A 24,532-nucleotide genomic window follows, 5' to 3' on the forward strand; every position below is an offset into this window, starting at 1 on the left:
TAGAAATCTCAAAACCTCTAGCTTCCTTAACAAATAACTTTATGTTCTTATCCTATCACAATGTAGTAAAACTCCAAACTTGCCCAATACTAATGCCACCCTTACCATCTTTAGCCACTACTTTAAAATAGTAAGTAGATGAAGTTGTTAATCCTGTGGCATTATAAGTTGTTGCAAATTGATTTTCAGACACTTTAGTAGTTGGGTCTTGTTTTGTATCTAAATACACATCAAAGGTTAATGCGTCACCATCAACATCAGAAGCAGACCAACTTAAAGTGGTACTTGTTCCGTTTATTTGAGAATTTAAAATAGGCCCCAATAAACTTGGCGCGAAAGGTATATGGTTAGAAGCTCCTTCTCCCTCGGTTAGAAATTGACTAACAGTAGAATAAGCACTTTCTGCAGATTTACTATCTATTGCCTTAATACGCCAATAATACGCCTTCCCTTTGGTTAAACTAATTATTTTTGATCCTGCAGAACTAGTTTCAGTATAAGATACAGGCGAAAAAGAATTATTCTCAGCAACCTCAATCTTATAAGTTATTCTATTTCCCTCTGCATCTGTAGAAGTGTTCCATTCAAATACCACACTATTACCAATACAAAGGGTATTATTTAATGGATATACCTGAATAGGTACTGTTGGCGCTGTGTTTTCCTCTGGTTGTTGTATCTCCTCTGGTCCATCTCCACCGCCGCAAGAGCACAACATCATGCTTAAAACTAATACTAAATATAAATATGACTTTTTCATGCTATTTTTTAATTACTTTAACGAATACTGGTTTCTTAGAATTTACTTTTACAAAATAAATACCTCTTGGTTTATCTTCTAAATTCAATTGAACTTTCCCAGCTTCTACCGAGTAGGTTTTTGAAACTATTAATTGAGAATGAATATTATAAACTTCTAAACCTATGGTTTCTATACTATTTGGCATATACAATTCAAATAACCCACTTGTAGGATTGGGATACGCTTTGATATCATTCAATAAATTGATAGTTTTTAATAGCTTTCCTTGGCAAGCTTCTTTACTTTTAATTTGAATATTGTCACCATGATTCACATTTATTGAAAAATTAGTTTGATACGTTTCTAATATTTGCTCTCCGTTTTTAATGACCGTATAAGGCGCGTCACCTGTTTCTACAGAAACTTCTACCGCTTTTTTATTTACCTTAATTTTTCCTGTTAAACTTGGAGCTTCTTGAATAGTGACTTGATAACAATGGTTAAAGTTTTCTCCAACTACATCAATACACAAATCATAAGTTCCTGGGCTTAAATTTTCTATTGTTTTGTCTTTGGTAAAGTCATAGTTCATATTATTAATAGTTGCTACATAATCATGAGTTGCTGCTCCAGTAATAATCAATTTGCCATTATCCATATCTGCACAAGTTTCACTAACAGCCTCTATTGTAAAATTATCTGGCAATGTTGGGTCAGTAGGTTCAATGTCTAAATCTATAATTTGAAGATATAATGGCTGTGCACTACCAGAACTATCTTCCATTAAATAATAGTATGCTTTTCCATTTTCTATATGCACAACGCCGTGGTCAAACTGTCTTCCACTAGTAGCCTCATAAACCTTCTCAAAATTATCAGTTCCGCCTTCTGCTTTGTATACAACAACCCTACCGTTATTTAAACCTACTGTATAAACATTAGGCCCTGAGGTGTAAAAAGATCCTGATATAGATTTTTCTGTAGTTGTAAACTCTGTAGCACCAGCTGGTTTATAGGTGTGTAAGCTTTTAGTAACGTTATTATCCAAATCTCGGACCAGACTCTTAATATGTACATCACCATTGGCAGTAACTGTCCAATCAAAACCTCCAACAATGTGCACTCTATTTGGATTTGTTGTCTCTACGTAATCTCCAGGTTCCATAACTTTTATAAAATCTGCATCCCATAATGGCAAACTAAAAGATTCTCCTTTATGATTTTTCCAACCTGTGGCAGCCGTTTGATCGTCTGAATAGGCATAATATACTCCGTTTTGGTAAAGATATTTGTCATTATTGTTAGCCAACCTACGTTGAAAACCTAAACGAAACTTACCGTTTACATATTTCATATCACCGTAAAGTCCCCAATTAAAGTCAATCTCTGGTTGACTTCTTGCATTTAACCTATTAAAATCTATGAAGTTACCCCATTCTCCAGTATTGGCATCATATTTTATAAACTTAAACATACCATTGTTATTTCCACCTTCACGCATTAGCATAAAAATCTCCCCACCATCATTTTGGAAAAATCTTGGGTAGGTTAATGACACAAATTCTGATTGAGCAGCAGTTCCTGGCATTCTTAAATGTTTATATCCTCCTGTTCCATTTGGAACAAATTTATCCAATGTAAAATCAGCATCTGGTAACGAAGCTGCATGTTTAACTGAGTATGAATATCTAAAGTAATCATTAGCTAAACTTCCATTAGAGGGTCTTGAAGCACTATAGGCGTGCATATCGTACAACAAATGAATTGTTCCATCTAAAGGACTTACACCTACAGCTATAGTATTATGAGATTCTCCAATCCAATATTGATTTTGATATCCTGTATGCCTATGAGGAAACTCTATAGTTGCCATAGAACCTGTTTTTGTATTATAACGTGTTAGCATCACATGGCGGTCTGCTTTACCACCACGATACCAAGTCATAAAAACATAATCACCATAGGTTTTTATGGCATCTCCATGAGCAGAAATATTACGACCAAAGAAATAGTCATAAGGTGTATTATCCCCTGCATTTGTTGCTGTACTCCCCACCTTAGCGCCATCAAAATGCAAACCAATATCGGTAATTTTAACTTCTTTTTCAAAGGTAACTTGCGTATTTCCTATACTTGAAAAAAGCAAAACAAAAAGCAGAAGTACATGTTTTACGCAAATTTGTTTATTTGAGTAGATTCTTTTCATAGTTTTTTATTTTTTTGAAGCTTACGAGAACAAAGCAATCAAAAATATTGTTTCAAGTAAACAAAAGCATCCTGCACTATACTGCTTTTGTTTACTGAATTACAATACCTTATTCCATATAAAACAACTCTTCTAAAGGTGTTGAAATAGGAGAATTATCAGGGTTTACTTCCATTATATCTGCCATGAAATCCCACCATTTTTTTACAATAGTATTATTAGCTAAATCTTGTGAGCCACCTTGTCCTGAAACTTTTTGAAATGCAAAAAGCGTATGGGTTTCTTCATCTAAAAAAATGGAATATTCGCTTACGCCATTATCCTTTAGTAGTGTTTTTAATTCGGGCCATAGTTCATTATGCCGTTTTGTGTAGGCTTCTTTTTGTCCAGCATTTAGCTTCATTTTAAAGGCAAGTCTTTGCATATTATTTGGTTTTAGTATTGTTTTTAGAATATAAAATTGAACCAGGATATCCTTTGGGTACATTTGAAAATTTCAGATAGGGCTTATCTTTTATCCTTTTTTGTGATACAAAAATATAATTCACATCGTAGGTTTTAAATCGTTCTTGAATAGACTTTTTAAACCACGTTTTTCCTACTTCAATTTTTCTGTCTTCTTTTTTTAATGTTTCCAACTCCTGTTTAAACTTAAATGTATTTTTAACTTCCCAAGTCAAATGAATACTTATTACAATAAGTGCATTAACTATGCTACCAAAAATTAAACTATAGTTAGCTTTTTTATTCATACGAGAAACCAAACCTAAAATAATAGGAATTATTAGAAGAAACCAAATTTGAGGTGCAAAACGTGCCCACCAAAAATGTTTACTTATAAGCAAAGTACTAATAATTGCACCATAAATGCTGAGCACCAATAACCGTCTGTTTTTATTTACTTTAATATAATATAAAAGGTATATTAAAGACAATATTAGCAATCCACTAAAAAAAGGGCCAAAACCTGCAATTCTAGTTTCATGAAATCGATAGGCATCCCAACTTGAAAAACTTGATACAAATGGAATCGCTAATTCTGCATTCTTTTTTTGATCGTATGGTGCATTACTTGGAGCTCCAAAATGCGCATAAAAAAACCGTACAGGAAATGGCTTCTTTTGCATATTCTTTGGAGTTTCATGCTTTTCATTACCATCAAACCCTTTTTCTAATTGGCTTGGATATTCCTCAGAACCTAAAATAGGATACAAAGGATTACCTCGTTCTATAAAATTACTAACGTATGGATTAAAACCAAAAATTAAAAAAGCTATACCTGCAGATAAAGCATGAATTTTTATATATTTTTTTATTATAGCTCTTTTCTTAAAAAGGATATAAAGGAATCCAAATAATGAAAACACAAAAACAAAAACACCACCTGTAAACTTTACATTAATTATACCTATTACCGCCATAAACCCAACTAGAATATGATATAAATTGTATTTTTTAAGTAATGAAAAAAGTGATAGCACATAAATAGTTAGGTACAAACACAACAACTGATCTACCATATATGTTGCTATTTCACTCCATATAACTGGGTTAAAAACTACTAATACTGATACTAAAAAACTATTAATTTTATTTAAATGAAATTTTATTGAAACATCATAACAAAACAAACTTGCAACAAACAGCACAATAAAATTTAATGCTTTCCCTGCCTCAAAAACTCCAAAAGCACTAAATATTGAAGCTGCAAAATACCATGAACCTTTAGGAAAATGAATAATAGATAAATCATTATTCTTATTGAATTTTCTTATTGGTTCCTTTAGTGGGTTCCAACCATCGGATAAGTTATAAATTGATGATTGATGATACCATTGACCATCCCAAGAAAAGTCCCAAAAAAAGAAGCAATTACTAATGAAATTAAAATTAGAAATAAACCAATTATAATAGCTACTAAAGTTTGTTTAAAATCAACTTCTTTATAACTTCCCAAAACACATAAAGTTAGCATTGAAAAAATTATAGCCAAAAAAAGCATAAGACAACAAAGCATTTGTTATCATAAAACTTAGCATCACTAAAAGGTGATTAAAACATACGAACAGTAGAAGGAAACAACAAATTAAAATAGCACTACTTAATTTATTATTACTTGTCTGCTTTTTAAAATTGATTGAACTCAAAACATAATTTTATTTAGACTTCAATTGTTTGAAAGATTGATTCATAATTGTTTTAGTTATTCGATAAACTAGAATGTAAATTATAACTAGTATTAAGCTTTTTATTACTCTATATTTTTAATCACAATTATATAATAAAGAGGTTGCCATTTCACTATTCTTCATTCCAACTTCACAATAGTCTTGACTATTAAATTGGCTTCCCGCTTTTACAAAGATGGCTCGTAATTTTTTTGAGCTTTTCGTAAACTAATTATTTGTTGATAATCCCATTGCTTTACACCTTCCGCATAGGGTTTTAAAAACTCATAGGCTTTAATAATACCTGCACCGTTTTTAGCTTCATAATTCCATAAATCTACATCGAGTTTTGTACCTAAAAAGGCTAATTGTGTAAAACCACTTAAGTTCATTGTGCTGTAGGACAATGCTTTTGTTCTAGCCAGTTCGTGTGGTTGCTTGCCATCTGATTCAATTTGAGTGGCTATTCGCTTAGTTTTCACTTCCTCCAATACTTGCTTAGCCTCTTCAAACCTGCCTAAAAACATTAATATACTTACCACTTGCAGATCATAGTACACCGCATGATTATTTTTAGTGTTCTTTTCAAAAATCCCATTTTCACTAGTTTGCAACCAATTAAGATATTCTGTAAACCATTCTTTTAGACCTCTACTAGTTTTAGCGTCCATTACCTTATTCATTTCAAGAATTTCAATGGCTGTAATTATATTAGTAATTCCTGCAAATTCTATAATACCAATACCTCTTCCTGTATTTTTTCCGGGAATGCCTTGTGCAAAATTAAGGTTTGGATTCATTTTGGTGTCTTCGTTTAAAAACCAAACTTTAAGCAAGTCTAGCGTTTTATTGGCATATTCTTTTTGATCAGAAAAAATATGCTAAAGACAATGCTGTAGTATTATCAAACATAGCATCCTTTGTTTCATAATCTGTATTACCTTTTCGGGTAAGCGGGTTTATTTCTCCATCTCTCCGTATCCATGGCAAGCCATCAGGTTTATTAGGGTCTGGCCACCAGTAAGGGCCGTAGGTTATATAATCATGTTTATCTCCGCTTGGCGGTACTTGGGTTTTTTGAGTTACTGAAAATACACCTTGAATTAAAGCTATATTAGCTCTTTTAAGCAGGTTTTTATACGTTGTAGAAAATTGTGTTGTATGAAGTTTTGTTTTTATTTCTAATAGCTTAGTGTAGTCTAGGGCAGTTAGTTTAGGTGTTTCATTATTTTTTTTGATTCTAGCACAGCAGCTTTCTGGTAAGTTTGTGCTGCTTGTTTAGCTTCTATAAAATGCAACCCAATTAAATAGTATAACCAAATCGTTATAAATTTTAGACTATTAATACTCATAATTAGATTGTAAAATAAAAAAATCATTCTAACCAATTGATGGTTAGAATGATTTAAATAAAATTGTATTTGAATTAAGCTATATTATTGCTTAACTATTTTCTTTGAGAATCTTCCATTATCTCCAGTCATTTCAACTAAATACATACCACTAGATAAATCACTTGCATCGATAGTAAGAGAAGATTGAGCATCTACTTTTCTAGTTAATACTTTTTGACCTAATAAAGAATAAACAGATACTTTTTTTACGTTAGAAGAAAGCCCGTTGATTTTTATTTCATTATTAACTGGGTTAGAAACAAAAATTGAACTTGCATCAAAGTCTGAAGTGCTTAATAATGCTACCAAATGGTAATCAATCACATCTATTCCTCCACCATTGAATTCTACTGGGTCACCTGCTGCAGATGGAATTTCACCAAATCTTGAACCACTACTCCATGGTGTTTTTAAAAATAATGCATTGTTTCCTGCTGATGGATTTGATCCATTAGAGTCAGCATCCCCGTTTGCATCTACTTTAGTTTTTCTTCTTTGAAACTGGTCTAAACCACTTACATCAGTTAAATCTACTGTATTGTCTATTGGATCACCTGGTCTAGCAATAAGAGTAAGGTTATTTCCATCTGCAGCAGTAGCCATTGTAGCCATGGTGAAATTTCCAACACCTGTAACAGTAGCAGTAATTTCCATGTACCCTGAACCATTACCACCATCATGTTGTGCGGCAGCAAACCTATGACCTACAATAGACCAAACTTGTGTTTCATCATCGCCTGGTAATTCTGTTTGCCATTCTAAAGCACCTGTACCACCATTAATTGTCATAAATAAATTAGTGCCTCTTGCACCTATTTTATAAGTACCATCTCCAGTCCATAATATAGGTTGAGCATGTGCTTGAAGCGCAAACATGGCAAATAATAAGAATGTGCTAATTTTAAGAGTAATTTTTTTCATAATTTTTAGTTTTTATATTAATTAATGCACAATTTATGATTATCAGTCAGTTATAGTATCCTGTACTTACCTGTACAACTAACATTTACTTACTTCACACCTATTACTAAAAACACGAAAATAGCTTAAAAATATAATGTTTTCAGAGATCATTATTTCCTTTTATCAATTAAAAAATTAATCATAAACTAATCTTTTAACAATACCATCATCAGTTTTTAATAAATATATCCCTTTTAAAAATTTAGAAATAGTGACCAACAAAATAAACAGGCCAAAGCATAATACAGGGTTCTTCAGGTTATGAACAGACCTTGGCAGATTTGCCCGTGTTAGGGATCCTAACGGATAGCCCACAGCCCGACGCAGGAGGTGCGAGGACTTGGAACGAAACATTTATGTTCATGAATTCAATAATTTAAAATAAAAATGCATGAATAAAAGCCCGACCCTTTGCGGGTAACGCCCAAATTATTAAAAAAACTAGGGTAACTAAAAAACGAATGCTCAGCCTATTAATGGACTGAGCATCGATTATCTTTTTTAAAGAGAACTGTTATTGGACCTTTAATACTATTTTTTGTAAATCTTTTTCTTGGGAAGAACTTCCTACTGAAACAGTAAACGTTCCGGGTTCTACTACTTTCTTCATATCTTGATTTAAAACGTTTAGTTCATCAAAACCTAGTTTAAATGTTACCGTTTTTGTTTCTCCTGATTTTAGGGTGATACGGTTAAAACCTTTTAACATTTTTAGGTAGCGCCCAACAGATGCATAATTATCTCTAACATACATTTGCACTACTTCGTCTCCTTCTCTATCGCCTGTATTGGTGATTTCTACAGAAACTGAAGTTTCTGCATCGGTATTAGTAGTAGCACTTTCTAGTTTTGGTTCTCCATATTTGAATGTTGTATAACTTAAGCCATATCCAAATGGAAATAATGGCGACTTATCACTAAAGCGATACTTTCCTTTTCCAGACCCAATAAAGTCAGGACGCTCAAGATAAGTTACAGGAACCTGCCCGACTGAGCGTGGAAAAGACATTGTTAATTTACCTCCAGGGTTTACATCCCCAAAAATTACATTGGCTACAGCATCACCTGCTCTCATTCCACCATACCAGGTTTCAAGCACAGACGGTATATTTTCGGCAATGTAGTTTATACTTAATGGACGACCGTTAATTAGAATAACAATTACTGGTTTTCCTGTTTTGTGAATAGCCTCTACCAATTCATTTTGAACACCAAACAAATCAAGGTCAGAACGGTCTCCGCCTTCACCACAGGTTCTATGAGAGCTCCCTACCACTAAAACAACAGCATCGGATTTTTTTGCAGCAGAAATTGCCGCAGGAAATCCTTTTTTTGAAAAACTATTAATATCACAACCTTTAGCGTAGTTTATTTTTACGTTTTCACCTACTTTTTTCTTTATACCATCCAAAACTGAAACATAGTATGGTGGTAATCCTGAATAACCACCCAATAGTTTATATGTTCCTTTTTTTGGTCTTTCTTCATGGGCATTAGGGCCAATAACAGCTAAGGATTTTATTTTTGATACATCAATAGGTAAGAGATTATTATCATTTTTTAGCATGATCATAGATTTTTCGGCAATTTCCAATGCAAATTCACGATGTTCTTCACGACCAGCATTTACGGTTTCCTCATCAATCTCTTTTTGCTCTGTATCAAATAAACCTAATTTATATTTTGCGGTTAAAATACGTGATGTAGCTTTATCAATAAGTGGCATCAATGAAGGGTCCTGAGTTATTGTATCCTTCAAAACATTAGCGTGATAAGTTGCCAGATCAACGTTCTTCCCAATTACCAAGTCCATGTCAACACCCGCTTTTAATCCTAAGATAGCCGCTTTAGTTCTGGTTTCAGAAATAAAATGCATAGTTTCTATTCTCCCTACATCGTTATTATCAGACACAATAAAACCGTCAAAACCTAACTCATCTCTTAAAATATCCTTTAGTAACCAAGTATTCATATGACATGGCACCCCGTTATAATCTTGATGCCCTGGCATAACAGAACCTACCTGAGCTTCTTTTACTGCCGCCTCGAACGATGGCAGGTAAACTTCCCGTAAGCGACGTTCGGACATGTCACTAAATCCACCATTTATACCACGGCGGTTTTCTGGGTATCCTACAAAATGTTTGGCCGTGGCAATAACATGGTTTTCATCAAATTGCTCATCGCCCGTACCTTGTAAACCTTGGATAAATGCTACTCCCATTCGTGACACCAAATAAGGGTCTTCACCATAAGATTCTTCAACACGACCATAGCGCGCATCTCCTGCATAAACATCTAAATTGGGAGAATAACAATGTGTAACACCTAAAGCCCTCGCTTCTATTGCTGTTTGTGAAGCCATTTTTTTAATGAGTTCAGGTTCCCAAGTTGAAGCACAGGCTACCGCTTGTGGATAAACAGTAGTATTACCGTAATAGTCAAGCACAAGCCACAAACCGTGTAATGCTTCTCCGTATTTCATAAAAGGAATACCTAGTCTATCATTAGCAGGTGCATCTTGAGTTAACTCAGCAATTTTTTCATCTAAAGTCATTTGACTTATCAGATTCTCAACTTTTGATGCAATTTCAGAATCCTTTTGATTCATCTTTTTATCAGTTTTATTTTCTGAATTACAGCTCAATAATGAGACTACAAAAAATCCAACAACTAATAATTTCTTCATAAACCTATATTTATTCATTACTTTATTTTAATTAAAATTCCGTATTCCTGGAACAATTTTTATATCCAATAACTCTTCAGTTTTTGGCCATTTTAATATTATTAATTTTTGACTATTGGTATCCCAAATATAATCTGTTGGGTCAATTCCTTTTTCTAATTTATAAATTTCTAGTCCTACATTTTTTATAGGGTTGTAATACAGTACTGATTTATTTCCTATTAATACCGAAAAGCCATCAGGATAATGCCTGTTGGCTCCAATAAATATTTTTGAAGCGCCTTTACTGTTATCTGGCTTTATCTTAATATCTAAACTTCTGGTTGCATGATTAAATAAAAAGGATTGAATATCTCCTGCTATTACTTGGGGAAAAGGTCTTGATATCACATCTGTAATGTACTTTCGTTCAACAGTACCAGCATCTGTGCTATCACTAAAAATTGACCATGTTGATGGGCCTCCAGGTAAAAAATGTTGCATCGATCTATTTCCTAAAAACCAAGCTTTAATAGAGCCTACACCCATTTTATCAAAAACCTCAGCAGTTCTAATATATAGCTCTTTGTATTTTAATTGTCCTAGCTTTCCATGAATAATTGTATCTGTGGTGGCAAATGTTGGAAACCCCCATTCTCCTATTAAAATTGGAGCTTTTAACATATCAGATTCTTTATCAAACCTATCCATATTTCGCTTTATATAATCAATATCATTTTGATATATATGAGGTGCAAAAATGATGTTTTTTCTGTTTATTGGTGCTGTTATTTCGGAGTACTGATTATTATCTACTTTCTCTCCTTTATTCATGAAAATAGATTGAAACAGAATCATTTTATCTGCATTTATTTTTTGACTTTCATCAATTATTTTTTGATACAGCGGAATAAGATATTTATTTGTCAGCTTTTCATAAGAAATGTCCATGGTTAACTTTCTTGGTTCGTTAACAACATCATAGCCTATAACTGAAGATTCATCAGAGTATCTATCCCAAATCACTCTCCATCCATCTATATACGTTTGATATTCATTTTTTTATTCTGCCAAAATTCTTCCCAAACAAATCTATCTACACCATAAACTGTCATTTTAAAAACAGTTTTTATACCATGATTTTTACCTAAAGCGACAAGAGTATCTAATTTTTTAAGATAATTAGGTTCTAACTTACCTCCAGGGAAGTTGCTGAGCTTCCCTAACTCTAAACGTATGACTTGAGAATTGGCGCCCATTCTTACCATTCGGGCATAATCATCACTATTGAAAAAAACCTCTCCCGCATGGTCATTTGTATTTACAACAAAACCCCTTGGGATTATATGACGACCAGATTCATCTCTTAAGCCATGTTTTATCTGCGCAAAAAGGTTTAATGCGGATAAAAGGCATGCAAAAAACACTATTTTAACTCTCATTCAAATTATTGGTTTGTTTCAAAAATAGTATACCTATAAATGATTTGTGTCCTGCACAATACTGTAAAAAAATAAGCCGAAAGAAAACTTTCGGCTTATTTAAAACTAAACAACTAAATAAAATTACTACTGTCTATATCCATTATTGGTAGGATCAGATTCCAATAACGCTGGATTATTTTCTAATTCTTGTAATGGAATAGGTAATTTAACATGATATGGTCTGATATTATCAGCTGGATTCCAGAAACGAAATTCTAAATCTTGAACTACATCCAATAAGATTCCCCATCTAATTAAATCGTATCTTCTGTGCATTTCTGCAGCAAGTTCCCACTTACGCTCATCATAAATAGCTTCTCTAAACCCTTGTTGATCCAAACCTAAAATAGCTTCAGCCTCTCCTACTGTTGCAAAAGCACGTTCTCTTATAGGCCTTATATACTCAAAAGCAGTATTAGGATTACCACCTGGGCGCTCGTTTTCACATTCTGCAGCCATTAAATGAACGTCTGCTAAACGAAATACCATTCTGTTATCAGAGTGATTAAATCTTGGAGATCTATCTAATTCTAAATTCCAGAATTTTGCCATGTAAGGAAATACTAAATCGAAGCCTAAGTAGTTATCTACTATATTCAATTCTCTTCTTAAATCATTCATAGGGAATTTTTCAGCAAAATCCTTCGATGCTACTTGCAATCCTGTACCATTAAAAGCTTCCCCTCTTGCAGTTAAAGCATCCCTTAAAGCATCTCTTTCCCCTGTATTAAGAGGTTCATCCCTTAAACGCGGATTAAACATACTTGGTCGCCAGTTATTATTACCTGCAAATGATCTGCCTGGAAACGCAGGATCAAATTGACTATTAATATCTCTAGCAAAATCTAACGACCAAATGATTTCAGCATTATATTCGTTAAACTGATCGAACACTTCATTATAGGTTGGTAATAAACTGTGAGGAGATTGATTGATAATCTCTAAACATTTATCTAAACCTAACTGCCATTGCTGTTGCTTCATATAAATTTTAGCCATAACAATAGCCGCAGCCCACTTTGATGCTCTACCACTTTGATCTCCAGTATAGGCATTCTGTAAATTATCTTGAGCAAACTGTAAATCCTCTAAAATCCCAGTAATTATAGTTCCCTCAGGTGTTCTTCCTAATGAACCAATTTCTTCAAGAGTTAAAACTTCAGTATAATAAGGGGCATCTCCCCAAAGATTAGTAATATGCCAATAACACAACCCCCTTATAAATCTAGCATCAGCTACAATATCAGTTCTTACTTCTTGAGTACCTATAGCTTCATTATCTGTAACTCTGGCTATAATTACATTTGCATTTAATATGGTTCTGTAAAGGTCTTTCCATGTATCTGAAACACTCATCTTTTGAACAGAAATATCTGCAATAGCTTCATTCATCGAGTAATTCCCAATAGGTTCTACAAAATTTGCAGCACGGTTTGGCTCAATAATATCACAACCGTTATCATAAAAATGATCCAATCCTACTTGCCCATAAATAGAGTTGTTCTTTAAAATGGCATACATACCCTGAACTGCTTGTCGTGCATCATTTTCTGAAGCAAAAAAGTTATCTGGAGATATTATTGATTTTGGATCTTCTTCTAGAAAGCTTTCACAACTAAAGTATGCGAAAACCATAAAGACGTATAAAATTATGTTTTTGTTTTCATATCGAATTTTTTAAAAGTTACGTTTAAACCAAGTGTTATAACTCTTGGGTTAGGATACTGAGCACTAATATATCCTTGTGCTATATTACTACGACCAAAATTACTTGCTTCTGGATCTATTAATCTAGTTTTGGAACCTAACCATAAATTAGTTCCTGTCAGATATACTGTTGCATTTCTAACACCATTTAAGCCCATTTTATCTGTTGGAAAGTTGTAAGCTAATCGTACATTTTTAAGACGAATATGAGACCCATCTTCAACGTATTCTGAGTTTGGTGGTGTGTTAGTTACAGAATCTGCTCCCGCTCTAGGAATATTTGAAGTTTCATTAACTCCTTCTATCCAACGGTCTCGTAAATCTCCAAATTTTACAGTCTCACCACGGTTAAAATAGTTATTTCGCATACTCAGATTAAATACCTCATTACCTTGAGTACCTTGAAAATAGAATGAGAAATCCCAATTCTTATAAGAAAGATTATTTTCAATACCAAAAATTAAATCAGGGAATGGGCTACCCAAAACAACAGCATCTTGTGTTGAACTGATACCATCTCCATTTAGGTCTTCAAAATGAGAACCTCCTACAACCTGAGGATCCAATCTACCCGATGCATCAATTTCTGCTTGACTTTTCCATGTTCCTAGATATCTAACTCCAGTAAAAGCAGGAACAGTCTCTCCCACAATTAAACGGGTATTACCTGACCCTATAATAGGATCTACAACAATATCAATAAAATCTACACCGCCAAGATCTAAAATTTCATTTCTGTTTGCCGATAATGTTACCGTAGAATTCCAATTAAAGTTAGATGTATTAACATTTGTGGAATTTATCAACAGTTCCCATCCTTGGTTTTGTAATGATCCAATATTTTGCAATTGGCTAATGAAACCAGTCTGCCTTTGGAATAGTTACATCCAATAATAAATCTTCTGTTTTCTTGTAGTAGTAGTTAAATTCTGTAAATATTCTACCACCAAATAATGATGCTTCTAAGGCAATATCATAAGAGCTTGTAGTTTCCCATTGTAAATTAGGATTTGCTGGTCTTCCTAGAGTTAAACCTGGAACTTCTACACCATCAAGCGTAGTATTGGCAGGTGTAAAAGTGGCTAGTGTTCTAAAATTACCAATGGCTTGGTTACCAGATTTACCCCAACTTGCTCTTAATTTCAAATCTTGGAATACATCTTGATTTTGCATAAAATCCTCTTCAGAAATTTTCCAAGCTGCTGCTACTGATGGGAAGAATGAGTATTTGTTCCCTGGAGCGAATACAGAACTTCCATCGCGTCTCCCAACTAAAGTTAGCAAATATTTATCTTTGTAAGTATAATTAATTCTACCAAAAAGAGACTCAATTGTTCTCTGTCCAAAACCACCTTCTACTGAAGCCCTTACAGGGTCAGAAATATCTAAACGATTAAACCCCGTAGCGTCACTAGTAATTCCAGCTGCAGAAGCCAATGCTGATTCTGTTACGGTTTTTTGAAAAGAAAGTCCAGCCAATGCTGTTATATTGTGGTCTTCCCCAAAATCTGATGTATACTGAATAGTGTTTTCATTATTCCATCCACTTACTGTTTGAGAACGCACACTTGCTGTACCACCATCTGTAACACCCACAGCAAGATTACCTGGTAATTGACTTGAAGAAAATCTATTTTGCTTAACGTTATTAAATTCAGGATTAAATGTAGAACGAATTATCCACTTAGGTGATGGACTATATTCTAAATAAACTGTTGCTAATAAGTTATTCGTAAATGTTTCATTAGTATTTAGTGCTATTGCAGCTAAAGGATTATTAAAAGGCGAACCAACTACATCATCAAATCCATTATAAGATCCATCGTCATTAAAAACAGGTTGCGTACGAAGTATTCCAAAAGCAGCTTGACTAAAACTTGCGAGTGCATTATCCTGTTCTAATCTAGAATAATTTAATCTAAATCCTGTTTTTACTTTATCACTTAATTTAAGATCCAAATTTGTTCTGAAAATATACTTTTCAAGACCAGAACTCTTTACAATACCTTCTTGATTAAAATAATTTAATGAGGTATAATAATTTACGTTGTCTGTGGCTCCAGAAATAGAAACATCTGCATTATACATAGGTGCAGGTCCTAGTACTAAATCTACCCAATCATTGTCAGGGTATGAAGATGGATCACCTGGAAATGGTTCTGCAGCTGATCTAAAACGAGCACTTTCGTTTGTAAATTCTATTTGCTCTCTTTGGGAAAGTCTATCAGGTAATTCTGGTAACATTTGTGAACTCGTGTAAAGATTTACACTTATCTGTGGTTTTCCTGTACCAGCACCAGCACCATTCTTTGTGGTAACTAATACTACCCCATTTGCACCTCTAGATCCGTAAATAGCAATAGAAGAGGCATCCTTTAAAATTTCAATCGATTTAATATCATTACTATTTATATTGTTCAAGTTGAAATTTGTTCCAACAATAATACCGTCAATTACCCAAAGTGGCTCGTTACTACCAGTAATGGAGTTACCACCCCTTACTCTAATAACCGTTCCTGCTCCTGGCGCACCATTAACTTGAGTTACTTGTACACCAGAGGCCCTACCTTGAAGCGCTTGGTCTACTCTAGCAACTGGTACTGCTGTTATATCTTCTGAACTTACAGAAGATACTGAGCCTGTTAAATCTGATTTTCGTTGTGTACCGTAACCAATTACAACAACCTCGTCCAGAGCATTGTCCTGATCTAAAGTTACATTGATAGTTGTTTGATTACCAACAACTATCTCTCTAGTAGAATAACCAATGTAAGAAAACACAAGTGTATTTTCTGCACTTGCATTGATGGAATAATTACCATCAAAATCTGTACTTGTTCCAGTTGAGGTTCCTTTTACTACTACAGTAGCTCCTGGAAGTGGCTGACCATCTGCGGTAACTGTTCCTGTTACAGTTTGGGCAAAGGACATTGCCACACACGAAAACAAGAACATAGTAAACAGCCTAACTTTCTTAAAATTAGGTGTCACATTTAGTTTAGTTTTTAAATTCATAAAGTTTAAGTTAATTTGTTATTTAGGTTTCTAAATTATTTTTTAAAATTTAATGAAGTGTCCTGCACTAACCGTTCTGCTCTGTGCTGACTCTAAACAAATTTCACTAAAACTTTTTTAAAATATACACAGGATAGCACAGGTTAATAAAGTAAACTTTACATTTTACTTTTAAATTTTCAATGTTTTATTTACATAAAATAATAGTTTAATAAATTTCCTTTTAAATGATGAAATCGTATAAAATAGTGTTACCATTACTATGTATTTTGCTACTCAACCTCACTATCCTTGCTCAAGAAACAGCACCACCCAATGGAAGAATTGCTATTGTTGCAGATGGCAACTCACCAGACCCTGATGACTTAGGCGGCACAGCTATTTCTATTGCGCTATTACGGGCATCTGGTTTAGAAAACCGACTTGTTCATTATTCCCATAGCTGTGATTTGGTAAGAGATGATAGAATTTCTAAAAAAGCCGAAAAAGAACGCCACCATTTAATGCAAGTAGCTTGTGATATGACAGCAAGACGTTGGGGTGGCTTTAATAACCTGACTTTTTATGATGCTATGTGGCAAAAAGAAGAAACCATAAATGATTTATGTTGGGCTATAAATGCTTCTACAGTTGATGACCCTTTATGGATTATAGAAGCTGGAGAACCTGATATTATTGGTATGGCTTTAAAAAAGACGCCTAAAGAAAAGCACAAATTCGTTAAAGTTGTTACCCATCATCCAGCTAACGATAATGCTGGTGATTTTTACACTTGGCAGCAAATTTTAGATTTTGGTGTTGAAGAAGTAAGAATCCCAGACCAAAATATAAATTTAAAGCTAGACCATGCCAAATGGGATTGGGCTAAAAACCATAAGGACCCGAGAGTAAGATTAATTTGGACTATAGGCAACCTAGCTGAAATCGATAATGTTGTTAAATTTCAAAAAGGAAAATGGGACTGCTCTGATGCTGGTATGGTTTTATACTGGATTACAGGAGCTAATGTAAATAATGGCTTAAAAGCTGGTAGTGTAAAGGTTGTAAAAACACTCTTGGAAAATTATGTAAATAAAAACCCCGAACCTAAGAAGAAATAAAGTGTGCATAGAGTTTCCTATTTATTTTAAAATTAACATGAAAAATATTTTTTCCACTTATCCTAAGTTAAGAAAAAGAAGCTATAACTAAAGTTATTATACCTCAATTCTATTTCAAAAATATTTTAAATCAGGATAGCTCAGGATGGTTCTTATGTCTTAAAATTTTATTTTTGTTAAAAATAATTATCACAACTTATGAAAAAGTTAAATTTTAATTTCAAATTTTCGTCAATTGCTATATTATTTGTTTTAGTAGCTTTCCTCTCTTGTCAGACTGATGAAGAACCCATAATAGAGATAAAAGAAGAAGTCAAAGACGATCCTAAAGAAGAACCTAAAGAAGAAACGGATGAAGATATAGGTTCATATACTACTTGTAACCCAGATGGGGAAAATACCACTAGAACATCAAACGATTTACAAAATCCAGTTAACGTAGGAACTATTGACGACAGGACTTGTTATGCCAACTACAAAGAGAGCACTATTGATGGGGTTACATGGGGAATATATAATATTACAGCTGGCTCCAATAATCAAGATGCAGCAAATACCTTACAACCTAGAATGGAACGCTCATTACCTGTAGCGAACTCTAATGTAGGATCATCTGTAAAATTCACAGGAGACTTTAGAATTCTTGAAGTAGCTGATGCAGGCTCTTTTAGTCAAGATGGTTCATACATCGCTCAGGCCAAAGGGCAACATACTGGTGGTGGTGGTTCTCCAGACCCTGCTATTTGTTTATATAGAGCACATCCTATTTACGGTACAGGTAATAATGCAGATAAGCAAGTTGCTTTTGATATTTATGCTGAGCGAATCTTAGTACGTGGTGGGTCAGGAAGCGGTAGAGAAGTAGTTCTACTAAAAAGAGTTGATAAAAATGAAATAACTTCTTTTGTGTTAGAGGTAGGTTTTAAAGTAGACCCAAGCGATTCTTCAAAAAAATACACTATTGTAATGCCATAATTGGTGGTGAAGCATTTAATTGGAATATTCCTTCTCCTGAAAGAGGAACGCAATCAAAAATTAGATATGGCGCATACCGAGTTAGAGGTGGTAGAGCTCAAATAAGATGGGCAAATACTACGCACATAAAAGTGTAAAAAGACTAATTTAATAACGAAAAGATTAATATTTGGCAGTATCTCATAAACTGTGTAAGTTTCAAAAATCTCAGGTAAATAATCTATCTGAGATTTTTTATTCATTAATTTTAAGTTTATAGACTATAATTGTTTTAAGCGAATATTCTTATATTCAATTTTCATTGGAGGACCCACATGTACTTGTACACCTATAAAACCTTTAAGCGATCGGTTTATAGTATCTAAATCTATAACTTCACTCATTAAAACACCATTTACATAATGTTGCATTTGATGCTCTTCAACAATAATATGTATACTATTCCAGTCGTTTTCCCGAATATTGCTGACTAAATTTGCCTTATTTCCAAGAGAAGCAGTTACTTTTCTTGTTTGCCAACAGTTCTTTTTAACATGTTTACGTAAATTGGTTTTAGGTATACTATCAGGCATCTGGTTAATAGTAACTTTTTCTCCAATGTAGGCTAATGTAGTTCGCTTTCTCTCTTCATAATTTTGACCTGTATATCTATTCTTCCCATCAATATCACATTGATAGCCTTTTAGAGCAAATGGTACATTTTCAATAATTTCACTTCTGTAATTAATACCACTATTTCCAGATTTTGAAATTCTGTACTCAAGTTTTAATTCGAAATTATCAGGTAGTTTTTTTGTAAATAATGAAAGTGTTGCGTTTTAAAATAGTCTCAGGTGTAACTTCTCCAACTAAAATATCATTTTCTACGCGCCAATATGTGGCATCTCCTTCCCAACCCGATAAGTCTTTATCATTAAAAATAGATTTAAAACCTGTATCTTCTTGATTTACTTTTTGAGTATTTCTACATGAAAAACATGATATTAGTATTATCAATACTAACAACATATATTCTATAGTTTTTAATTTCATAGAAATGTATTAATCGACTGTTACTTTACTTTTCCAGCAATTGTTGTTAGGTTGAAAATCTTTTAATAGGACTTTGACAAGCTGTTTTTCTAATGCAGGCTCTCTTAAAAACAGTTTAGTTAATAGAATTAATAATTTTTTGAAACTCATTTGATTTGCCCTCTAGACTTGCTATATATTCCCTAGGAAATTGAGCGCTTTTAGCAATACCTATTGTCTTATGAATATAATAAAGTGCTTTCCCGCTTTCTTTTAATTCAAAATAAGACATCGCTAAAGAACGACCCGCTTCAACACGTGTTTGCAAATTAGATTTACAATTAATAAATGCTCTCTCACTAAATTCTCTGGCTTTCTCAGGGTTTAGTATATTTTTATCTGGACAATTAATTAATAAAGAACTATATGCTTCTTGGAAGTTAGAATTATTAGGAGAAAACTTTAAAGCAGTTTCATATAAATTAACTAATTCTATCCACATTTTATTCTTGTAATAATAATCAACTAGGTAACTAATTATAAATACCTGATCTGGGATCTCTTTAAATGCTTGTTCATAATACGATACAGCCCCTCTTATATCTCCAGCATTTTTAGAAATAATTCCATTAAAAACATTTATACGCGGATTTTCAGGATCAATTTTCTTTAAAAGCGATAAATACTTATTTGCATTAACCATATCACCGGTTTGAATAAATAAAAATGTAGCTCCTCCTAATACAGAAGAGTCATTGGGATGTTGCTCTAATAATTCATTCATTAACTTTAACGCCTTGTCCTTCATACCCAAACGATCAAAATACATTCCTGCTAGTCTAGATTTTGTCTCTGGTTTTTTATTTTCAATCTTTTCGGCAGCTAAGAAATACATTTTTGCTGCATTTTTTAAGCCGAATTAGACAAACCCTTTCCTACTTCTATTAACTCTGGGTAATCATTTTCAAATCCTTCCAGATGCTTATTCAAATATGGCGCTGCACTTCGCGCCATGTTATTGGTTATAAACAGTTTAATGGCTTTAGATACTATATATTTACTTTCTGGAACATTTTTTAAACTAAAATTTACCAATTCTAATGCCCAAAGTGAATTACTACTTCTAATCGCATCGTCAATTTGTTTTAATAAATACGTTTCAGATCTAGAATGATAGCTTAACTTATCCATTAAAATATCTACAGGTGGGGCGTAATCATCTAAATCTTTGGATCGATCTGTATAATACTTGCTCAACTTCTTATCCCCTTTTTCGGCATAAATAATACTTAATTGTTTGTATGCAGGGCCAAATGAAATCTCTCTAGAAATCAATGCTTTTAGTTGCTTTTCTGCCAATTCAGCTTTAGCAGTAGCAGCATAAAGTTTTGCCAATTCTAAATTAGCATAAACTGGTAGGGGAAAATAAGATGTTCTTTTTGTGTTCTCTAAAACAAAATTAGTTTTATCTATTCCCGATAGGTTTTTAAGTATTTCCTCAAATTTTACTACCTCTCCTATTTGATTATAGGCTTCAGCTTTATAATACCTTGCCATATATATATTGGGTTGGATTTCTAAAACATTGTTAAAGTACTTAATGACATTTTCGGAATCACCGAATTCCCGTTTTAAACATCCTAAATAATAACTCCATTCCCACGCTTTAGGAGCACGTTCAATAGCTAATAAATAGCACGCTTCTGCTTCTTTAAAATAATTATTTGCATGATAAACCATACCCAACTCTCCAAGATTATTTACAGATGGTTTGTTTAAAGTCTTTGTATTAGCATTTGTAATATGTTTTTGAAATGACATTGAAGTTTCACTTAAATCTGGAACAGCAGGTAACCTATTCACATATTTATTATCACTAAAATTATTAATTAAAAAATATGACAAAGCCAAACCTAAAACAACTATAAATGATACTCTAATAAGTTTTTTTCTGTTCATTTCAATTACATTTATTTGCTAAAATAGCAAAAACCTAGATGGACATTGATAAAAATAGAGAAAACACAATACTAAATTTTTAGTTTTAATTACTTCACCTTGAGTAAACAAAACCCTCATTTGCCAAATCATCTACATACGGTGTTTCGTAAAATGCACATACTGTTACCCCTAAATCATCAATCAAAATGAATAAAATATTTGGTTTACTATTTTTATTTACCTCCTCTTTCTTACAATTAAAAAAAAGGTTATACTTAATAATAGTAAACTTTTGAAAATCTTAATCAACTTAAAACTTTGATGAATTATATTTTAATAATTTTTTTACAAAATGATTATTTTTATCAGAATTAGAAATAAAATAGATACCACTTTGTAAATCACTAATATCAATAGTTTCAGATGATTTTTTGGTATTTATTTTTCTGATGACAACTCCAGAAATATTAGAAATAGTCAAACTAGAATTAGCTGGAAGGTTGCTGATTTCTAATTTTCCCATTGTCGGGTTTGGGTGAATTTTTGTTTCTCTTTTTTAAAATCATTAATAGACAAAGCATCATAACACGAAGATTCAACATTATCTAGGTCAAAGGCAACACTATCAGAAACTCCATTTCTTCTCAACACCATTTTATCAATAAACAAATAAGAAGATCTTGCATCCACAGTAATTGTGTATTCTTTTGCTTCGTTAAAAGTTACAAACACTCTATGCGCAACATGGTCATTGGTATTAGTTACAAACCCCCAATCTAATCTATTTCCAAAAGCTTTAACAAAATTTTGAGTAGAACTTCCCGCAGCACAAGTTAAATTAGCATCACTATTACACATAGGCTTTGGATATACTTTAGCACCATCTTTAATCCCGTAAAAATCTTCTCCATCTACTTTTAACCAAGCATCGTTATGCTCTCCTTTAGATGTTCCAAGCCCTACTCTCATTCTCCAAGCAAATCTGTAGGTTCCTGGGGTGTTTATTTTAATTTTATATACAATTGGTGCTCCAGAAAGTGCATTAAAAGATTCTACTCCTGTCCAATATAAATATCTTATTTCATCACCATCTACTGTTTCTGTTCCAATTTGCCATCTATTATCATTTATAATTCCAGATTCCATTTCAATTGTTAACAAACCATTTTGTTCTTCAAAAGGAAGTAACCCATCACATGTAGCCGTTTGAGAAAATAATGAGATTGAAATTATTGTAAAAATTAAAAAAAGTATCTTTTTTTCATAGTTATTAATTGAAGCAATAAAACTAATCAAGTACCTTTTCAAAGGTATCCTGTTCTGTTAGGTAGAATATTAAAAAAATCATTAAACTAAAATGTCTATTGAGTTTTTCCAGCTTTTGGTCCGTCGTAATCATAAGTAAACCAATCGACATCTATGTAGCCTGCGTCTTCTTTTTCGTTCCATGAAAAAAACCCTAACCTGTCACCTGTCCATTTTCCAAAAGCAATTGTAAATGTTGGCCCAAAACTTTTATAATTCTTACCATCGAGACTATACTCATAGGTTGCTTGGTTTATTTTATTTGATGTTCTAACGTATAAATCGCTCCCCGTTAGTTCTGCCCCTTTCGTTTTTTCTGCCATAGAATTCATGTAAAAGAGGTTCTTTTTTCCATTTTCATCAACCTCAACACCTAATAAATTGAATACGCCTCCATATCTCACAAAACCTGCCAATTGATGTGGTTTCATTTCTGAGATGTCAAATTTTGCAATAGCAGTACCAGTTGTGATACCCATAATACGTTGACTTAGCGTATTACAAGCTCTCCAGAAATCTGAATCGGAACCATCGTTATTGGTCCATTGGTTTATGTTTGGACCGTAGCCTTTTTCGTTTGGTAAAATCTTGCTCGCTTTTAAACGTAACCAACCTTCTCGTTCGGTTAGTGACCAATGTGAGTTTCTTGGATTGTGATTCCATTCCCATTGAAAACCTAGATTTGGTGATGAAAAATCATCGTCTGAACTTGGTGCAGCAATTGGATAACCGTCTATTGGTTTTTTATACTGTTTTACAGGCTCTCCTATACCATCATTATCTTCATCTACACCAATTATTGGCCAACCATCTACCCAAGTAACGGGTGCTAAACATTGTGGCCTGCCTTGAAACGGGATATCATCATTTTGAATGAGCTGGTGCATATACCACCACGATTTATCAGGGGCTTGCATTAATCCGCCCTGACTACAGCTTCGGTTGTTAAAGGCAGTTCCTTTTTCTAAAACGGTTTTTACCTCATATGGGCCGTAAATACTTTCTTTGGAACGTAATACAATTTGTTTTCTATCATTTTTTGGGTTTTTAACACCTGGTTTTGTAGAGGTATCCCCCATAGTCCATTGCGCTAAAAATATGTACCAAGTCCCATTAATTTTATAAATTTTAGCTGCTTCTGCCCCCATTCCTGTATAAACTAATTTACCTTCGTCTAGGATTTTTTCCATCCCAACTCATTTCGTAAATCCTATTTTCGTTGCCTTCAATTTTATTACTTGCTGCTTTTTGCTTACCTGCGAGTGTTAATAATCACGTAAGCTTTGTGTGTTTCTTCATCCCAAAACACGCCAGGGTCGTCTAGCACTTCGGCCTTTGGAAGCATCATAATAGGTTTACTCCACGGACCTTTAATATCCTTTGCTGTTGCCACCATCAAGCCATGTTGATAATCTATTTGGTAGCAATACCAAGTACCTTCGTGATACGCTAAATCGCCTGCCCAAGTACCAAAAGAGTAGCCATTCATGCGGTCCCAATTGTATTCTGGCGCCCAAGATAAACTTTCAAACACGTGTCCCACATTAGTCCAATTTACCATGTCTTTAGACTTTAGAATAGGCATCCCTGGCGACATGTGCTGTTTTGATGTTATCATATAATAGGTATCACCTACTTGCTCGATATCAGAATCAGGATAATCTGCATTTAAAATAGGATTGATGTATGTGCCATCGCCTTGATCTCCAAAGCTGCCTGTTTGTGCTTGAGTCACATCTTTTGAAGATGCAGTTGTTTTGTTTTCTGGTTTCGAATTACAACTGGTAAATGACACTAATAATATACTAATTAGTGATTTTACAACAATATGATATACTAGTTTCATGCTTTGT

Annotated in this window: 20 protein-coding genes and 2 pseudogenes; 2 read left to right on the plus strand and 20 right to left on the minus strand. The window is 33.4% G+C overall.

What is annotated here, in order from left to right; genetic code table 11:
- Positions 1-55 precede the first annotated feature (55 nt).
- The 12 genes and pseudogenes from AC0L5U_RS07470 to AC0L5U_RS07525 form a co-directional block, all read right to left on the minus strand.
- The gene (locus tag AC0L5U_RS07470) at positions 56-760 is read right to left on the minus strand and encodes a fibronectin type III domain-containing protein (RefSeq protein ID WP_473415619.1); all 705 of its coding nucleotides are present in this window, start codon (positions 758-760) and stop codon (positions 56-58) included.
- A gap of 1 nt (position 761) precedes the next feature.
- Positions 762-2,948 (minus strand): BNR-4 repeat-containing protein, encoded by a 2,187-nt coding sequence (locus AC0L5U_RS07475; protein WP_473415621.1) that lies wholly within the window; start codon positions 2,946-2,948, stop codon positions 762-764.
- Between the two features lie 109 nt (positions 2,949-3,057).
- Positions 3,058-3,372 (minus strand): L-rhamnose mutarotase, encoded by a 315-nt coding sequence (rhaM, locus tag AC0L5U_RS07480; protein ID WP_473415622.1) that lies wholly within the window; start codon positions 3,370-3,372, stop codon positions 3,058-3,060.
- Position 3,373: 1 nt separating this feature from the next.
- Positions 3,374-4,597, minus strand: coding sequence for a glycosyltransferase family protein (locus AC0L5U_RS07485; protein ID WP_473415623.1), 1,224 nt, complete (start codon positions 4,595-4,597; stop codon positions 3,374-3,376).
- A 707-nt stretch (positions 4,598-5,304) separates the two neighbouring features.
- A pseudogene (locus tag AC0L5U_RS07490) lies at positions 5,305-6,355 on the minus strand (alginate lyase family protein).
- 197 nt (positions 6,356-6,552) lie between these two features.
- A complete protein-coding gene (locus tag AC0L5U_RS07495; protein WP_473415624.1) occupies positions 6,553-7,431 on the minus strand; it encodes a T9SS type A sorting domain-containing protein in 879 nt (292 codons plus the stop codon).
- A gap of 556 nt (positions 7,432-7,987) precedes the next feature.
- Positions 7,988-10,162 carry a beta-xylosidase gene (locus AC0L5U_RS07500; protein ID WP_473415626.1) on the minus strand — a complete coding sequence of 725 codons (2,175 nt, stop codon included), beginning with the start codon at positions 10,160-10,162 and terminating at the stop codon, positions 7,988-7,990.
- A gap of 27 nt (positions 10,163-10,189) precedes the next feature.
- A complete protein-coding gene (locus AC0L5U_RS07505; protein WP_473415627.1) occupies positions 10,190-11,167 on the minus strand; it encodes a cellulase family glycosylhydrolase in 978 nt (325 codons plus the stop codon).
- Between the two features lie 11 nt (positions 11,168-11,178).
- Positions 11,179-11,583: a hypothetical protein gene (locus AC0L5U_RS07510; protein WP_473415629.1), complete on the minus strand. Its 405-nt coding sequence runs from the start codon at positions 11,581-11,583 to the stop codon at positions 11,179-11,181.
- A gap of 126 nt (positions 11,584-11,709) precedes the next feature.
- The gene (locus AC0L5U_RS07515) at positions 11,710-13,260 is read right to left on the minus strand and encodes a RagB/SusD family nutrient uptake outer membrane protein (RefSeq protein ID WP_473415630.1); all 1,551 of its coding nucleotides are present in this window, start codon (positions 13,258-13,260) and stop codon (positions 11,710-11,712) included.
- A 14-nt stretch (positions 13,261-13,274) separates the two neighbouring features.
- Entirely contained in the window at positions 13,275-14,180 is a 906-nt protein-coding gene (locus AC0L5U_RS07520) for a hypothetical protein (RefSeq protein WP_473415632.1), read from the minus strand.
- A gap of 4 nt (positions 14,181-14,184) precedes the next feature.
- Complete coding sequence (locus AC0L5U_RS07525) at positions 14,185-16,347, minus strand: SusC/RagA family TonB-linked outer membrane protein (protein WP_473415633.1); 2,163 nt, start codon at positions 16,345-16,347, stop codon at positions 14,185-14,187.
- 227 nt (positions 16,348-16,574) lie between these two features.
- On the opposite strand from AC0L5U_RS07525, the gene AC0L5U_RS07530 reads away from it, so the two are divergent.
- Positions 16,575-17,447: a hypothetical protein gene (locus tag AC0L5U_RS07530; protein WP_473415634.1), complete on the plus strand. Its 873-nt coding sequence runs from the start codon at positions 16,575-16,577 to the stop codon at positions 17,445-17,447.
- Positions 17,448-17,645: 198 nt separating this feature from the next.
- A pseudogene (locus AC0L5U_RS07535) lies at positions 17,646-18,559 on the plus strand (hypothetical protein).
- 123 nt (positions 18,560-18,682) lie between these two features.
- Here the strand turns inward: AC0L5U_RS07535 and AC0L5U_RS07540 are convergent.
- From AC0L5U_RS07540 to AC0L5U_RS07575, 8 genes are all read right to left on the minus strand, one after another.
- On the minus strand, positions 18,683-19,174 hold the full coding sequence (locus tag AC0L5U_RS07540) for a 3-keto-disaccharide hydrolase (RefSeq protein WP_473416208.1): 492 nt from the start codon (positions 19,172-19,174) through the stop codon (positions 18,683-18,685).
- A 28-nt stretch (positions 19,175-19,202) separates the two neighbouring features.
- Positions 19,203-19,454 carry a hypothetical protein gene (locus tag AC0L5U_RS07545; RefSeq protein ID WP_473415636.1) on the minus strand — a complete coding sequence of 84 codons (252 nt, stop codon included), beginning with the start codon at positions 19,452-19,454 and terminating at the stop codon, positions 19,203-19,205.
- Between the two features lie 115 nt (positions 19,455-19,569).
- Positions 19,570-20,328, minus strand: coding sequence for a tetratricopeptide repeat protein (locus AC0L5U_RS07550; RefSeq protein WP_473415637.1), 759 nt, complete (start codon positions 20,326-20,328; stop codon positions 19,570-19,572).
- Positions 20,329-20,342: 14 nt separating this feature from the next.
- Entirely contained in the window at positions 20,343-21,392 is a 1,050-nt protein-coding gene (locus AC0L5U_RS07555) for a tetratricopeptide repeat protein (RefSeq protein WP_473415638.1), read from the minus strand.
- A 292-nt stretch (positions 21,393-21,684) separates the two neighbouring features.
- Complete coding sequence (locus tag AC0L5U_RS07560) at positions 21,685-21,897, minus strand: T9SS type A sorting domain-containing protein (protein WP_473415639.1); 213 nt, start codon at positions 21,895-21,897, stop codon at positions 21,685-21,687.
- A complete protein-coding gene (locus AC0L5U_RS07565) occupies positions 21,885-22,682 on the minus strand; it encodes a hypothetical protein (protein ID WP_473415640.1) in 798 nt (265 codons plus the stop codon). Before AC0L5U_RS07565 ends, AC0L5U_RS07560 begins: the two co-directional genes overlap by 13 nt.
- 53 nt (positions 22,683-22,735) lie before the next feature.
- The gene (locus AC0L5U_RS07570; protein ID WP_473415641.1) at positions 22,736-23,869 is read right to left on the minus strand and encodes a glycoside hydrolase family 43 protein; all 1,134 of its coding nucleotides are present in this window, start codon (positions 23,867-23,869) and stop codon (positions 22,736-22,738) included.
- Between the two features lie 62 nt (positions 23,870-23,931).
- The gene (locus AC0L5U_RS07575; RefSeq protein ID WP_473415643.1) at positions 23,932-24,525 is read right to left on the minus strand and encodes a family 43 glycosylhydrolase; all 594 of its coding nucleotides are present in this window, start codon (positions 24,523-24,525) and stop codon (positions 23,932-23,934) included.
- Between the last annotated feature and the right edge of the window lie 7 nt (positions 24,526-24,532).

The sequence above is a fragment of the Jejuia sp. G7-7 genome (genome assembly GCF_055808955.1).

Excerpts from the sequence above, each read along its gene's own strand:
- AC0L5U_RS07470 (WP_473415619.1), bottom strand. The coding sequence starts at position 760 with ATGAAAAAGTCATATTTATATTTAGTATTAGTTTTAAGCATGATGTTG.
- AC0L5U_RS07475 (WP_473415621.1), bottom strand. The coding sequence starts at position 2,948 with ATGAAAAGAATCTACTCAAATAAACAAATTTGCGTAAAACATGTACTT.
- rhaM (WP_473415622.1), bottom strand. The coding sequence starts at position 3,372 with ATGCAAAGACTTGCCTTTAAAATGAAGCTAAATGCTGGACAAAAAGAA.
- AC0L5U_RS07495 (WP_473415624.1), bottom strand. The coding sequence starts at position 7,431 with ATGAAAAAAATTACTCTTAAAATTAGCACATTCTTATTATTTGCCATG.
- AC0L5U_RS07500 (WP_473415626.1), bottom strand. The coding sequence starts at position 10,162 with ATGAAGAAATTATTAGTTGTTGGATTTTTTGTAGTCTCATTATTGAGC.
- AC0L5U_RS07510 (WP_473415629.1), bottom strand. The coding sequence starts at position 11,583 with ATGAGAGTTAAAATAGTGTTTTTTGCATGCCTTTTATCCGCATTAAAC.
- AC0L5U_RS07515 (WP_473415630.1), bottom strand. The coding sequence starts at position 13,260 with ATGGTTTTCGCATACTTTAGTTGTGAAAGCTTTCTAGAAGAAGATCCA.
- AC0L5U_RS07525 (WP_473415633.1), bottom strand. The coding sequence starts at position 16,347 with ATGAATTTAAAAACTAAACTAAATGTGACACCTAATTTTAAGAAAGTT.
- AC0L5U_RS07530 (WP_473415634.1), top strand. The coding sequence starts at position 16,575 with ATGATGAAATCGTATAAAATAGTGTTACCATTACTATGTATTTTGCTA.
- AC0L5U_RS07545 (WP_473415636.1), bottom strand. The coding sequence starts at position 19,454 with ATGAAATTAAAAACTATAGAATATATGTTGTTAGTATTGATAATACTA.
- AC0L5U_RS07550 (WP_473415637.1), bottom strand. The coding sequence starts at position 20,328 with ATGTATTTCTTAGCTGCCGAAAAGATTGAAAATAAAAAACCAGAGACA.
- AC0L5U_RS07555 (WP_473415638.1), bottom strand. The coding sequence starts at position 21,392 with ATGAACAGAAAAAAACTTATTAGAGTATCATTTATAGTTGTTTTAGGT.
- AC0L5U_RS07560 (WP_473415639.1), bottom strand. The coding sequence starts at position 21,897 with ATGGGAAAATTAGAAATCAGCAACCTTCCAGCTAATTCTAGTTTGACT.
- AC0L5U_RS07570 (WP_473415641.1), bottom strand. The coding sequence starts at position 23,869 with ATGGAAAAAATCCTAGACGAAGGTAAATTAGTTTATACAGGAATGGGG.
- AC0L5U_RS07575 (WP_473415643.1), bottom strand. The coding sequence starts at position 24,525 with ATGAAACTAGTATATCATATTGTTGTAAAATCACTAATTAGTATATTA.